Source organism: Yoonia sp. I 8.24, assembly GCF_022096995.1.
GTDB lineage: Bacteria > Pseudomonadota > Alphaproteobacteria > Rhodobacterales > Rhodobacteraceae > Yoonia.
This window is the reverse complement of record NZ_JACXGQ010000004.1, coordinates 301,386-314,691: the sequence shown is the minus strand read 5'-3', so window position 1 is coordinate 314,691 and position 13,306 is coordinate 301,386. Positions and strand designations below refer to the sequence as shown.

Below are 13,306 nucleotides of genomic sequence, written 5' to 3'. Positions count from 1 at the left end.
GGCAATTGATGAAGATTTCACGCAGAAAACTGCTTGCGATTGCAACGGCGGGTGCAGCGCTGCCGCGTGTTGCCGCAGCAAACCCCGCGACCGAGATAACCTGGGATGATTTGATACCACCGGGTGTCCCATATTCAGAAATCATCGGCGAAGGGGTGATGGACGAAGTGAATGACATTTGGTTGCCCGTGTTTGATGGTAATGCGACCAAGCTGAACCCCGCATTGGATGGGGCCTATATCAAGATGCCGGGGTTCATCATTCCAATAGAGCAGACGGCTGCTGGTGTCACCAGTTTCATCCTTGTTCCCTATGTGGGGGCCTGCATTCACACGCCGCCGCCGCCGCCCAATCAACTGGTGTTCGTGAATGCGTTCACGCCATGGCCGTCAGATAACCTATGGGATGCGGTTTGGGTGACAGGCCGTATGCAACATGAGGTGCAGATGACGGAAGTGGCGCAAACAGGGTACGTTCTGGAAGCGGAATTTATGGAAATCTACGTTTGGTGATGTGATTTGCAAACCATAGCGCGTTTTTTAAGCAAAACGATCCTTAACTAAAATTTTCGAGCACGCACATGCATCGCGGCACTGGACGTCGCACAACCCATGATCGAAAATTGGTGTGTGTTTGACAAGTTTCAGCCTATAGCGTTGGTGCGACTTAGGCAGTCGACAGCCTACATATATCGATACGGTGGAGCCGTATTGATGCACTACATATTACCTTATTATACACGATTTAATATGTGTGAATCGGGCAAAGCCACTGCGCAATAAATATCTATTTATTTTATATTATGTCAAAAATATAGATTTTTTATTGCTTTCCCGCCTCATGTCGTTAGCTTGTGCCTGCATGTTAAGGAGGATTCCATGTCTAACGCATTCAAAAAAATCGCTGGCGTCGCTGTGTTGGCGATTCTTGGTACGGCTTCTGCGGCCGAAGAGTTGCGTATCGGTACTGCATCGCTTGGCGGTGCGTTTTATCCTATGGGGCAGAGTATTTCGAACGTTGTGAATGCACACGCTGGCGAAGGTATCTCTATGGTGCCAATCGTTACCGGCGGATCTGTGCAGAACCCCAATTTAATCGCGAGCGGCGAAGTTGAGATTGCCATCACAAACAATAACCTTGCAGTATTGGCGACCAAAGGTGTTGGCCCATACAGCAATACAGGCGAAATCGACATCGGTGCGGTTGCGGCTTTGCATCCATCAGTTTTGCACATGATGGTTTTGGCCGATAGCGACATTATGACAATCGAAGACCTGCGCGGCAAAAGCGTTGCTGTCGGTCCTGCTGGCGGCGGCACATTGGGTTTTGTGAACTTCTTGTTCCCGCAGCATGACATGAGCATCGAAGATATCACGCCAAGCTTTGTGTCCTATTCTGATGGCTTCAGCCAATTGACAGATGGCACGGTCGACGCGGCGCTTGCCCTGTCTGGCTTCCCATCAGGGGCGGTTTTGCAAGCAACGGCTGGCGCTGATCTGCGCTATATTAGCTTCTCCGAAGGGATGCTTGACGCAGCGCTTGAAGCAAATAGCGCATATGTTGCTGTCGAAATCCCTGCGGATGTTTATGGCACAGCCGAAGCTGGCCAAGCGATCGGTGTCAACAACATGTTGATTGCGCCAAACAGTCTTGATGCGGCGACGGTTGAAGCTGTGACCGCCGCGATCTTTGACAATCTCGAAGAGCTACAAGCTGAAAACGCCAATGCGCTTCAGATTGATCCCGCGATGTCGCTAGAGCTTGCTATTCCGCTTCACGCGGGTGCGCAGGCTTATTTCGACTCGAAGTAATTTAAAATTACGACTGACTGAGCCACTGTAAGTGGCTTGGTCAGTTGGGGGGCGGTTTCAATGAACTCAATTCACCGATTTTTGACGGTTCAGAACGCGATTTTCGCGGCTGGGCTGGCGCTTGGCGCGTACCATCTGATGGTGGTTTCTGGCGTTTTTGTCATCTCGACAATGCCGATGCGCTTAACACATGTGATGCTCGCGCTTTCACTTCTTTTTGTCATCAAACCTGCGAGCGCAAAGCTCGAGGGGACAAAGCTCAACGCTGCGATTTCCGGGTTTCTTGTCTTGGCAACGGTCGCTGCCAGTCTTTGGATGTTGACACGTTGGAAGCCGATTGCCTTTAGCGGCGGCATCACCAACGATACGGATTTGATTGCTGGCGCGGTCTTGTTGTTCGTCGTCTTTGAGGCCGCACGACGCGGCATCGGTCTGATCCTCGCCTTGATCACCTTTGTGTTCTTTCTCTACCCGTTTCTTGCGCCTTATCTACCGGGCGTGCTGGAAGGGCGCGGGTCGAATTTGAACCGCATTATCGTTGTGCTGACCACAGACACCCAAGGAATCTACGGCATTCCAGTTGGCGTTGCGGCGACATATATCATCGTCTTTACGATTTTTGGCGCGTTGTTGTCGAATTTTGGGGCCGGGGATTTCTTTTTTGAATTGTCGGTGCGCTGTACCCGCGGTTTGCGTGCGGCCTCTGCCAAATCGGCGGTGCTGTTTTCGACTTTGATCGGCATGGTCAGCGGGTCAGCGGCGGGCAATGTGGCGGTTACGGGGACCGTGACGATCCCAATTATGAAGCGCGAAGGCTATGCGCCGCATCAGGCCGCCGCAATCGAGGCTGTGGCTTCGACTGGGGGGCAAATCATGCCGCCAGTGATGGGGGCCGCGGCCTTTATCATGGCTGAAATCGTGGGCGTCCCTTACACATCGGTAATGGCTGCGGCCATTGTGCCCGCGCTTTTGTTTTTTGGCTCTGCATTTGTGGTTGTGCACTTGCAAGCGGTCAAATCTGGTATTGCGCCGAACACTGGCGCTGAAATCAGCGCAGAGCCTTTGGCCAAAGTTTTGGTAAAGGGCAGCCCCTTTATTGCAGCCTTTGGGACGCTAATCACAATGATGCTGATGGGCTATTCCCCGTTTAAGGCCTCGCTTTGGGCGATGGGTGTGTTGGTCTTGGGCGATATCGTTTGGCAGCGTAAAATCGACAAGGTATTCTTTGAAAAACTTATGCGCTCAATCTCAGAGGGGGCGCGCTCTGTGGTGACCATTTCTGCGGCCTGTGCCGCAGCGGGGATTATCGCGGGGATTTTGGGGGTCACGGGGCTTGGGTCAAAGATTGCGACGCTGATTGATTTGGCATCGGGTGGCTATCTGTTCCTTGCGCTATTCTTCACCATGATCACATCGATCATTTTGGGCATGGGGCTGCCGACGACTGCTGCATATCTTATCCTTGCGACGGTGGTGGCACCTGCGCTGGTGAAGCTTGGCGTGCCAGTGCTGACCGCGCATTTCTTTGTCTTTTACTACGGCTGTATCTCGACAATCACACCGCCTGTTGCGCTTGCGTCTTATGTGGCGGGGGGCATCGCAGGCGCGAATGTGAATAAGGTGGGCTGGACCGCAGCAAGCTATGCGGCGACATCCTTTGTGCTGCCATTTGCCTTTGTCTATGGGCCGGGTCTGTTGATGGGGGGTACAATCGTTGAAAACGGTTTTGCCATTGTCACGGCGGCACTGGGGACATTCGCCATTGGGGTTGCGATCATCGGCAATCTGAATGGGCGGTTGTCGCCACTTGTGCGGATAATCGCTGCGGCAGCGGGCTTGTGCCTCTTGTTCCAAGGGTTGATTAGCGCGGCTGTGGGCCTTGGTCTTTTTGTTGCGGTCGTGGTTCTCGACCGATCTTCTCACCAAACTTCGAAAGCAACTTCATGAAACACAAAGACTACCGCCGCGTTGTCACCGGACATAACGCCGAAGGCACAGCGATCATTGAAAGCGATCAAATCGCGACGCAACAGCTAGAACGTCCAAATCGGCCGGGTGTGCGGCTGACAAATTTTTGGATGACGGATCAAACGCCAGCCGAATATGATGGCCCGACGGAAACCTGCACGGGTGATTTCATTCTGCACCCGCCGCAAAACGGCACGGTGTTTCGCTGTGTTGAATTCATGCCAGAAGACCCCGAAGTGATGGCGCGCTTATCCAGCGAAGATGGCGCCGCGGCATTCGCTGAAATGGGCGCGGGCGCGAATGTGGTGCAAGGTGGACGGCACCCGTGGATGCACCGCACGGATTCCGTCGATTATGGCATTGTCATGAACGGCGAAATTTGGATGCTGATGGACAATGAAGAAGATGACGTACTGCTGAAGGCGGGCGACGTGGTTGTGCAGCGCGGCACCAACCACGCATGGGCCAATCGTGGCACTGTACCTTGCACGATTATGTTTGTGCTTGTTGATGGTGTTATGGAGGCTGGTAAAGGCAAGGGGCTGCCGCGCTAGGCAGGCCTAAAACGGTTAATCTAAAGAAACTGCGTGGCTTACGGCCGCGCAGTTTTTTTACGGTTTATGCAGTCGCAAACGCGCCAAGCTGACCTTTTCCAAACACCAACGGCGTCCGATCAAAAGATGCGTGCTGTTCGACGCGACCGATCATGATTTGATGATCCCCGCCTTCAACCACAGCATGGGTGGTGCATTCCAACGTCGCGGCACAACCGGCAAGAATCGGGAGCCCGTGCATACCTCGCATCCAGTTCAATGACGCAAAACGGTCGCGTTCTTGGCTTGAGAATAGCTTACACAATGCGACCTGATCGCTGGACAAAATATTGATCGCAAAGCCTTTGTGCGCCATGTATTCGGGCAGGCTGCCCGCATTGCTTGCAAGGCTCCACAAGACAAGCGGTGGGTCCATCGACACGGAATTGAACGAACTGATCGTGACGCCAATCGGTGTGCCGTCACGCGCTGACGTCGTCGCAATTGCAACGCCGGTTGGAAAGCAAGACAATGTATCCCGCAAGGCTTTGGGATCTATTGCCGGGGCCTTTTCAATGACATCGGTTTGCATTGCGTTCACTCCTGATCTGCCGCTGCCGTGCGGAAGTATTGTTGTCATGGTCTGGGAGGAGGAAGCACATCAATACACAGTGGGTCGGTTCTGCGGTTGATAGCGTGTTCAGCGCGGGCTTCCTCCACCGTTGCTATGGAATGACCGTAAAGTGGCCGCCTACACGAAAAAAGACATCGTTGCTTATGCGGCCTATAAGAAACGGTGATGGGCTTAGGCAGCTAATTGCAATGATACCCAAAGCAATAGGGGCAGGCATATCAGGGTTAACAAGGTTGACATGACCACAAGCCCTGCAACCCGTTTCGGACCTTGGTCGTAGCGCGCTGCAATGACATAGGTGACCACCGCTGATGGCATCGAAGAGAGAATAAAAATCGCCCCCGCAGCGATGCCTGTCGCGCCAAGGATGTAGATTGTGCAAAGACCGGCAGCCAACCCAATGCCAAGCCGCAAGAGCGCCAGCGTGGCCGCGGTTTTCAGATCAGATACCCCAAGACCAGCAATCGCAGCCCCCAATAGGACAAGCATGACAGGGATCATCATACCTCCCAAAATTTCGGTGGTGTCGGCGATAATCAAGGGGACCATCGCGCCCGTAAACTTGACGAATAGTGCCGCAATAACGGCCCAGATGAGCGGTTCCTTTACAAGGCTTTTAGGCGAAAACGCCCCGGCGACGACAATCGGCATCAGGGTGTATTGGATGATGGCCACGACAAAATAGAACGCCACACCGATAGCTAACCCATCAGCGCCAAAGGCCAGCAGAACAAGCGGCAGCCCAAGGTTACCGGAATTCGGCATCGTTAAAGGTGGCAGATAGGTATTTACCGGTTTGCCAATAAGCTTGAGGCAAATCAGCGCGAAAATGATCGCTAACCCGCAGGTGCAAAGCGCAGCAAGCGAGACGTCCATCAAAACTTGCGTCGGAAGATCGGTTGTCGTGAGCGTAGAAAATACCAAGGCTGGCGTGCCCACCAGCATAATAAGGCGGCTGATACTTGTGACATCGACCTTTGCCGATGATCTTTGCAGGAAAAACCCAATCGTGATGATAAGACAGATTGGGGCAAGGACTTCTGCCAGCGCCTTGAGTTGGATCAGGTCCATGTTTGCCCTTTAGTTTGCGGTCATCCGCGAGACCAATTCACGCACACGCTCTGCATTGTTTTTTGCACCAGATCCATCGGCATTCCAAAGCGAATTTTCGAACCCGATCCGAGCTTTCCCACCTAATTCAAACGTGCGCAACAGGCAGTCTGTTTCGGCAGTCCCAAAAGCGCACATCATCCAGTCAAAGGATGCCCCACCCGTCGGCGTGATAAGTGGTGCAGCAAAACTTGCGATGTCTTCGGGACGGCTGATCTTGGTCCCGTCATAGGACCCTAAAACAAGCTGCACATGGTGGTGCGTACCTGGAATGATACCGTCGTTCATAAATCCGAGCAGCCGATCAAGCTCATCGCGGCTATAGCAAATATGTTGAATTGTAACGCCGTTTTCATGCGCCCAATGATAGCAATCTTTTGCGGCGGATTGGGTCGCGGTATCGGGCAGGAATTCGCGTAGGGCAACGGAAATTGAACGCGGCTTTAACGCGTGGATAAGATCGCGCTGATCTGCGGCGGTATACAGCCCTGCGCTTTCACTTGTGATTTGCGCAAAAAAGTCGGGCAGGGCAGTGTCTATCTTTTCCAGCAAACGGGCATAACGGTCGGCGTCCAACGAATGGATGCCAGCGTCGTCGCGCACGTGCAAATGCGCGCCAGTCGCCCCCTCACCAGCACAGGCGATACAGGTCTCGACGGTTTCGTCAATCGTGACCGGCAGCTTGGGGTGGTCGGCTTGCGTGCGGCGTGCGCCGTTTGGGGCGACCATAATTTTCGGCAGGTTGAGCATTTAAGATCCCATATGGATGGTTTCGCGGGTCTCTGCAGACTGGGCGATCGCATCTAAGACTTCGATGTTGTGAATCATTTCTTCATGGCTAAAACGATAAGGTGCTGTGCCCTGACATGCCTCGCGAAATGCGTTCAGATTGTCAACGACGGCATCGGTCCATTCAAAAACCTGTTCACGGTGCGGTTGGCCAGTGACCGCTTCGACATAGCTGACCTTGCCGCCGGGGGTGTCTGGGTGCGAATCGTTGCGGACTTCGATCCATTTTTCGGTCCCGAACACATGCATGCGGATGAAGTGGGGTGTATGTAAAACCGCGCTTAGGGTTGCTGTCATCCCGGCTTTGAAGCCAAGCTGCACAGTGACCAAATCCCCGGTTTCCCAGCCTAGCGACCGATCCGCCGTCATCGCTTGTACAGTTTCGACTGGGCCAAAGAATGAGATGAGCAAATCAGTCAGATGGATGCCCATCGCGGTCATGCCGCCTGCGGGGCTCACGGCTTTGGAGGTCCGCCAATCGCCCGCGGGTACATTGATCAGCTTATCGTGGCTGAATGCGGCTTCGGCATGCATGATCGTACCAAGCCCGCCTTTGTCGATTTCAGCTTTCAGCGCCTCTAATCCCGGCTCAAACCGGCGTTCGTGGCCAATGCCCAAGGTCACGCCAGCGTCAATACAGGCTTGCACGGACCGTTTTGCACTGGGGCCCGTTAGCCCAAGTGGCTTTTCACAAAAGACGTGCTTTCCGGCGGCGGCGCACATGGTTACTTGTTCTTCGTGGACAGGGTTCGGGGTCGTCAGGATCACGGCATCGATATCGGGACGGGCAAGTACGGTTTCGAAATCGGCGCAAGCATCAACACCGGCGGCGATGATATCGGCATGATTAGCCGTGTTTGGTTCGATCACCGCAAGAACATCAATGTCTGGCGAAGTCGCGAGCCGTTTCACCATATGGCGCCCCCACCATCCAAAACCGGCAATCGCAACCGTAAATTTGTCAGACATCCTAGGCTCCCCCCTTGTGATACGACAGCATACCAAACCGAATAGATGGCGAACGGCAAGGCCTTGCAACTCATCAAAACTTATAGGGGCAAGTAGAAAATCTGATTGCTCACTCTGACCTATGCCAATGCATTTAACCCGCGATGGCAATCAGATTTTCTGATTGTAGCCATAACAAAGCATCGTTTTCCCTGTTGGCCCGAGACGGTCAATCTAGCCGCCAACATTGCTTGACATCCTTGGGAGGGACAGATGGAGCTTTCTTTTTTCACGATGCCGATACACCCGGTTGGGAAATCGATTTCACAAAGCCTGCAAGAAGACCGCGAAGCTTTTATTCTCGCGGATGAGCTTGGGTTCGTCGAAGGTTATTGCGGTGAGCATACGACCGATCTTGCAGAGGTGATTACGTCTACCGTCGCATTTATGGCGAGCCTTGCCTATGAGACGAAAAATATTCGGCTTGGTACGGGAACCGTGAACCTGCCAAATTCGCACCCTGCGCGGGTGGCTGCCGAAGTGGCGATGCTTGACCACATGACCAAAGGCCGGATGAATTTCGGTATCTCGCCCGGCGGGCTGATGTCGGACGCAGAAATTTTCGGCAACCTTGATAATGATCGCAACAAGATGTTCATCGAATGCATCAATATGGTGCTTCAGATTTGGGAAGGCGAAGCGCCTTATAATCTAAAGGGTGAATTTTTTGAGGTTTCGACTGAAAAGACAATGATCCCCGAGATCGGGCAAGGCACTGTGATCAAGCCCTATCAGGATCCACATCCCCCCATCGTTGGGACCGTCGTTGCCCCGTTTTCAAAAGGGGTGACAGCGATGGCCGCGCGCGGGTGGGAGCCCATTTCTGCGAACTTCTTGCTGCCTAAATGGGTGAAGACCCATTGGCCCAACTATGTAGAGGGCTGCGAACAGGGTGGCCGGAAGGCTGATTTCAATAACTGGAGCGTTGCAAAGAACATCTGTGTTGCCGAAGATATGGCAACGGCCAAAGCCTATGCGCGTGATCCAGATAGCCCCTATGTGTTTTACTATAGTCAGCTATTGACCAAAATGCGGGCGGGCGGACGTTTGAATCTTTTCAAAGAAGATCAAAACATGCCCGATGATGACGTGACATTGGACTACGTGATGGACCGGTTGGTGATCTATGGCGATCCTGAAAGCGTTGCTGATCAGGTATTGGAATTCCATGACGAAATCGGCCACTTTGGCAAGCTCGTCTATGCAGGTCACGACTGGGCAGACCGCGAATTGGGGCGTCGTTCTATGATCCTGACGGCGGAAAAAGTGCTGCCAAAGGTTAATGCAGCGCTTGGCGCTTTGACGTTGGAAAATACCTGATGGCTAATGTGAATTTTCTAGAGCTATCTGACGGCGTTAAGCTGGCCTATCAAATTGACGGCCCTGCCAATGGTGATTGGATCATCTGTTCCAATTCGCTGGCGACCGATATGCGCTTATTTGACTATGAAGCATCATATTTGGCAAAAACGTTTCGCGTTTTGCGCTATGATACACGTGGGCACGGGCAAAGCACCGCTAGCCAACCACCCTACAGTTTCCCGCAGCTGGTCGGTGATCTGATCGCGCTGATGGATCATGTGGGTATCGCAAAAGCTGATGTTCTTGGTGTCTCGCTTGGTGGAATGACTGCATTGGCATTGGCGGTACATCACCCGGACCGTGTGAACCGGATTGTTTGTTGTGACGCCCGCGCAGATGCGCCCGACCCGTATAAAGCGATATGGGACGGTAATATTGCGAAATTGCATAATGAAAATCTGGCAGCGCTTTGTGAGCCGACGTTAACCCGCTGGTTTACCGAAAGTTTCCTTGCGGATGGGGCGAATAAGCCCAAGCTGGATGTCGTACGTGATATGTTCAACGCCACGGCCTCCATAGGGTATGAAGGGACGGCGCGCTGCTTGCAGTCATTGGACGTTTTGCCGTCATTGTCAGGGCTTACGCATGACGCGTTGTTCATGACGGGCGCACAAGATGTCGCGGCACCCGTCGCCGTTATGCAAGCAATGGCTGACGCCACACCCAATGGCACATTCAAGGTCATCGCGGATGCGGCGCATCTGTCGAACCTCGAACAACCGCAAGCGTTCAAAAATGAGATATGCGCCTTTTTAGGATGCTAATAACCGGGGCGGGCCTGTCTAACGGCCCGCCGCCGCAAGCCATTGATGGAATGCGCAGTTCCAGCTAGTTTAACGTGGCGCATTCAGCGTCAGCACTAGGGGCTTTTCCAGTATGCGAAATATCAAGACCCAACAACTGCGTTACTTCGTTGCCGTTTATAACGTCGGTTCGATCACGGCCGCAGCACATCAGGTGAACGCGACCCAGTCGGGTGTCAGCATGCAGATCCGCGAATTCGAAGATCGCGTTGGAATGCCCCTATTCGAACGGAATTCCGCAGGCGTTGTGCCGACCAAAATGGGCGATTTGGTCTACCGTCGTGCGATACGTGTTCTGCGCGAAATGGATGAACTGCAAAACGACGTGTCGGCCCATCGCGGGCATCTGGTTGGGAGTGTACGTGCCGGCATTATGCCGACCTTCGCGCGGTCTGTCCTTGGGCCTACCTTGATGGAGTTTTCGGAAAAATTCCCCTATGTGGATGTACAAATCAGCGAAGGCTATAGCGAAACGCTAACTCGGCGCGTGGCCGACGAAGAACTTGATTTCGCCGTTGTGCCAGCAGGCCCTTTGCCTGTAGGCATCCGCAGTTCGCATGTCGATACTGATTTGGAACTGCTTGTTGAAAGCAATCTGGATGGCAAAGCTACTGACGGCTTTACCCATCTCGCGACGGCCCCACCTCTGAATCTCGTACTGCCAGGGACAGGTAACGCGCGCCGCAAAGGGATCGATCAATACCTTGAAAATACGTGTCAGTCGAAACATGCGATCTTGCAGTTGGACAGTATGATGACGACTTTTGACCTGCTGGAGCGCGGCAATTACGCGTCAATTTTGCCAGGCTGTTTATGCATCTCAAAATTTGATGATCCAAAGGCAAAATTATCCCCAATCCGGGACCCTATTTTGACCGTTGATTATCTGCTCATCGAACCAGAAACGCGCGCAAAATCAACCGCGACTTCTGCCTTCGGAGAGCTACTTTGTCACATGATTAGAAAGAGTTGCGCCGATGTGCGTGAACGCTTCTCGGTTGCATAGTTTGGCCGTGAAAACACCCAAGAGTTTCGTTTGGTTCAAAGGGATAAAACAGCGGGTTCAGACCCATCATTTTTTCTGATTCCGACCATAAGTAACCACGCGTTGTTTTCCTACTGCAGCTTTGGTTACGATCTTAAAAACACGCCGGAATGATTGGGAGAGTCATGACGGCAGATGGGAGACCGGCGCGCTGTATGAGCAGCGCAGCCAAGTCCACACCGGGGAGGGTGATGTGATTGCAAATATAAATATGTCCGCTGAGAGGTGGGTGCTGTTAGCGTTTGCCGCGCTTTCAGTGCTGGCTGTCGTGTGCATGGGGCAGCTTGTTGCTGCGCCAAAAGTTCTGATGGGGCGGATGCTCACTGCGATCACACCGAGCCTATTTCCAACTTTGGTTCTTGGCGTTTTGGCGGTGCTTTCTGGCATCGTTTTGTATTTTTCAAATGTCGATGAAGCAGAAACACCAGAGGACGCGGGTACGGATTGGCAGGCCATTGGGCGCGGCGTGATGTTGTTTGCCTTTATGCTGTTTTACGCCTTGGCGATGGTGCCATTGGGCTTTTTCATATCGTCCGCGCTCACGATTATCATGGTGTCCGTACTTTCGGGAAACCGATCTGCCCTACAAATTATTGCGATCGCCGTGATTGGCCCTATGGCACTTTACTTAGTGGCAACGCGGGTCTTGGCTGTATCGCTTCCTGAACTCAATACAATCGAGCTGTTCTACGCGCAGCAACTCGGCCTCTAAGGAAAACGCGGATGTTAGAACAATTCATTACCGGCTTTGGTATGGCGTTTCGGGTCGATACCTTTGCGCTGATGGCCGCAGGTCTGTTTGGCGGTATGCTTGTGGGCGCTTTGCCCGGATTCACGACGCTTTTGGCGATGGCGATTTTGTTGCCTATCTCGTTTTTCTTGGAACCTATTGTCGGTATTCCGTTCCTTCTAGGTGTCTATAAAGGCGGCATTTTTGGAGGTTCTATCCCTGCGATTCTTGTGTCCATGCCGGGCACGGGAGCGGCGGTTGCCACGTCCCGCGACGGATACGCGCTGACCAAGCAAGGAAAGTCGCGCAAGGCGCTGGATATGGCGCTGTGTTCTTCGGTTTTTGGTGACACTATGAGCGACATGTTCACCATGGTGATGATTTTCCCAATCGCATTTCTTGTGATGCAATTTGGCCCACCTGAACTGTTTGCGGTGCTGCTGCTAAGCTTGGTGATTATCGCGGCCACTTCGGGGAAAAATCCGCTCAAGGCGTTGGTGATGATGCTGTTCGGCCTGTGGTTATCGTTCATCGGGACGGACCCGCTGGGTGGGGTTGAACGGTTCACCTTTGGTATTTTCGATCTGAAATCCGGCATCCCGTTATTGCCAATGCTGATCGGTGTCTTTGCGATCCCTGAAATCGCCAATGTGGTGATGAAGTCAGACAAGGTGCAAAAGCTGGCCGCCGTCATGGGTGAGCGTCTGACCTTTGCTGAATTCCGCCGCTGCTTTAAAACTATCTGCCGGTCGACCGTCATTGGAACAGGTATCGGGATCATACCGGGGTTGGGGCAGGTTGTTGCAGCCATGATGGGATATTCGGCCGCAAAGAATGCGTCAGATCACCCCGAAACATTCGGCGAGGGAGAGCTTGAAGGTATCGCCGCCGCCGAGGCTGCAAACAACGCGGTCAACGGCCCAACGATGGTGCCGCTTTTGACGCTTGGCATTCCAGGTGACAATGTGACTGCGATCTTGCTGGGCGCATTCGTGGCTCAAGGGCTACGCCCCGGACCGCAATTGTTCGAGGAACAAGGTGCGACTGTGTTCGCCATTCTGGTTGCGATGGTTTTTGCCAACCTGTTGTTCTTGGTCATTGGGTACCTGTCGATTCCGTTCTTTTCGCGGATCGTGCAGATCAAAACATCCGTCTTGGTGCCCGTTGTGATTATGTTCGCATTCGCAGGTGCCTATGTGTTCCGGTCTGACAATTTCGACCTGATCATGCTTGTTGCTTTTGGTGTCTTTGGTCTGGTCGCTCGGGCTGGCAAGTTTGACGTCATGCCGATGGTCATGGGCTTCATCCTAGGGCCGCCGATGGAATACGCATTCGGCCAGACAATGGCGATGGGCAACGGCGAAGTCATGCAGTTCCTATTCCAAGAACGTTTGGGCGCAATAGGTGTACTGCTTTCAATTCCTGTCATTGGGTTCATGCTGTGGAGACGCCTGAACGCATTGCCTGCGGAAAACTAAAATGGTGGGTGACGCATCGCCCCTCCATTCAAACG

The 13,306-nt window shown here is 53.1% G+C and carries 13 protein-coding genes; 9 read left to right on the top strand and 4 right to left on the bottom strand.

Features of this window, described 5'->3' with window-relative positions:
- Positions 1 to 8: 8 nt before the first annotated feature.
- The 4 genes from Yoon_RS10130 to Yoon_RS10115 all read left to right on the top strand — a co-directional run bounded on the left by Yoon_RS10130 (position 9) and on the right by Yoon_RS10115 (position 4,333).
- On the top strand, positions 9 to 512 hold the full coding sequence (locus tag Yoon_RS10130; protein WP_238112079.1) for a DUF3299 domain-containing protein: 504 nt from the start codon (positions 9 to 11) through the stop codon (positions 510 to 512).
- Between the two features lie 366 nt (positions 513 to 878).
- The gene (locus Yoon_RS10125) at positions 879 to 1,811 is read left to right on the top strand and encodes a TAXI family TRAP transporter solute-binding subunit (RefSeq protein ID WP_238112078.1); all 933 of its coding nucleotides are present in this window, start codon (positions 879 to 881) and stop codon (positions 1,809 to 1,811) included.
- Between the two features lie 60 nt (positions 1,812 to 1,871).
- Positions 1,872 to 3,758 carry a TRAP transporter fused permease subunit gene (locus Yoon_RS10120; RefSeq protein WP_238112077.1) on the top strand — a complete coding sequence of 629 codons (1,887 nt, stop codon included), beginning with the start codon at positions 1,872 to 1,874 and terminating at the stop codon, positions 3,756 to 3,758.
- On the top strand, positions 3,755 to 4,333 hold the full coding sequence (locus tag Yoon_RS10115; RefSeq protein ID WP_238112076.1) for a cupin domain-containing protein: 579 nt from the start codon (positions 3,755 to 3,757) through the stop codon (positions 4,331 to 4,333). Before Yoon_RS10120 ends, Yoon_RS10115 begins: the two co-directional genes overlap by 4 nt.
- Positions 4,334 to 4,397: 64 nt before the next feature.
- Here Yoon_RS10115 and Yoon_RS10110 read toward each other — a convergent pair whose 3' ends face one another.
- From Yoon_RS10110 to Yoon_RS10095, 4 genes are all read right to left on the bottom strand, one after another.
- Entirely contained in the window at positions 4,398 to 4,904 is a 507-nt protein-coding gene (locus Yoon_RS10110) for a flavin reductase family protein (protein ID WP_238112075.1), read from the bottom strand.
- Positions 4,905 to 5,117: 213 nt separating this feature from the next.
- Positions 5,118 to 6,017, bottom strand: a complete 900-nt coding sequence (locus Yoon_RS10105) for an AEC family transporter (RefSeq protein ID WP_238112074.1) — start codon at positions 6,015 to 6,017, stop codon at positions 5,118 to 5,120.
- A 9-nt stretch (positions 6,018 to 6,026) separates the two neighbouring features.
- A complete protein-coding gene (locus Yoon_RS10100; protein WP_238112073.1) occupies positions 6,027 to 6,806 on the bottom strand; it encodes a 3-keto-5-aminohexanoate cleavage protein in 780 nt (259 codons plus the stop codon).
- Positions 6,807 to 7,814, bottom strand: a complete 1,008-nt coding sequence (locus Yoon_RS10095; protein ID WP_238112072.1) for a Gfo/Idh/MocA family protein — start codon at positions 7,812 to 7,814, stop codon at positions 6,807 to 6,809.
- A 252-nt stretch (positions 7,815 to 8,066) separates the two neighbouring features.
- On the opposite strand from Yoon_RS10095, the gene Yoon_RS10090 reads away from it, so the two are divergent.
- From Yoon_RS10090 to Yoon_RS10070, 5 genes are all read left to right on the top strand, one after another.
- Positions 8,067 to 9,173, top strand: a complete 1,107-nt coding sequence (locus Yoon_RS10090) for an LLM class flavin-dependent oxidoreductase (RefSeq protein WP_238112071.1) — start codon at positions 8,067 to 8,069, stop codon at positions 9,171 to 9,173.
- Entirely contained in the window at positions 9,173 to 9,979 is an 807-nt protein-coding gene (locus tag Yoon_RS10085) for an alpha/beta fold hydrolase (RefSeq protein ID WP_238112070.1), read from the top strand. The genes Yoon_RS10090 and Yoon_RS10085 overlap by 1 nt, the downstream gene beginning before the upstream one ends.
- Before the next feature lie 112 nt (positions 9,980 to 10,091).
- Positions 10,092 to 11,024: a LysR family transcriptional regulator gene (locus tag Yoon_RS10080; protein ID WP_238112069.1), complete on the top strand. Its 933-nt coding sequence runs from the start codon at positions 10,092 to 10,094 to the stop codon at positions 11,022 to 11,024.
- Positions 11,025 to 11,256: 232 nt separating this feature from the next.
- Complete coding sequence (locus Yoon_RS10075) at positions 11,257 to 11,775, top strand: tripartite tricarboxylate transporter TctB family protein (protein WP_238112068.1); 519 nt, start codon at positions 11,257 to 11,259, stop codon at positions 11,773 to 11,775.
- An 11-nt stretch (positions 11,776 to 11,786) separates the two neighbouring features.
- Positions 11,787 to 13,271, top strand: a complete 1,485-nt coding sequence (locus tag Yoon_RS10070; RefSeq protein ID WP_238112067.1) for a tripartite tricarboxylate transporter permease — start codon at positions 11,787 to 11,789, stop codon at positions 13,269 to 13,271.
- Positions 13,272 to 13,306: the final 35 nt, after the last annotated feature.

What these genes read in the sequence shown, in the direction of transcription:
- Yoon_RS10070 (WP_238112067.1), top strand. Translation starts at nt 11,787, where the DNA reads ATGTTAGAACAATTCATTACCGGCTTTGGTATGGCGTTTCGGGTCGAT.
- Yoon_RS10130 (WP_238112079.1), top strand. Translation starts at nt 9, where the DNA reads ATGAAGATTTCACGCAGAAAACTGCTTGCGATTGCAACGGCGGGTGCA.
- Yoon_RS10115 (WP_238112076.1), top strand. Translation starts at nt 3,755, where the DNA reads ATGAAACACAAAGACTACCGCCGCGTTGTCACCGGACATAACGCCGAA.
- Yoon_RS10105 (WP_238112074.1), bottom strand. Translation starts at nt 6,017, where the DNA reads ATGGACCTGATCCAACTCAAGGCGCTGGCAGAAGTCCTTGCCCCAATC.
- Yoon_RS10090 (WP_238112071.1), top strand. Translation starts at nt 8,067, where the DNA reads ATGGAGCTTTCTTTTTTCACGATGCCGATACACCCGGTTGGGAAATCG.
- Yoon_RS10085 (WP_238112070.1), top strand. Translation starts at nt 9,173, where the DNA reads ATGGCTAATGTGAATTTTCTAGAGCTATCTGACGGCGTTAAGCTGGCC.
- Yoon_RS10080 (WP_238112069.1), top strand. Translation starts at nt 10,092, where the DNA reads ATGCGAAATATCAAGACCCAACAACTGCGTTACTTCGTTGCCGTTTAT.
- Yoon_RS10095 (WP_238112072.1), bottom strand. Translation starts at nt 7,814, where the DNA reads ATGTCTGACAAATTTACGGTTGCGATTGCCGGTTTTGGATGGTGGGGG.
- Yoon_RS10125 (WP_238112078.1), top strand. Translation starts at nt 879, where the DNA reads ATGTCTAACGCATTCAAAAAAATCGCTGGCGTCGCTGTGTTGGCGATT.
- Yoon_RS10100 (WP_238112073.1), bottom strand. Translation starts at nt 6,806, where the DNA reads ATGCTCAACCTGCCGAAAATTATGGTCGCCCCAAACGGCGCACGCCGC.
- Yoon_RS10110 (WP_238112075.1), bottom strand. Translation starts at nt 4,904, where the DNA reads ATGCAAACCGATGTCATTGAAAAGGCCCCGGCAATAGATCCCAAAGCC.
- Yoon_RS10120 (WP_238112077.1), top strand. Translation starts at nt 1,872, where the DNA reads ATGAACTCAATTCACCGATTTTTGACGGTTCAGAACGCGATTTTCGCG.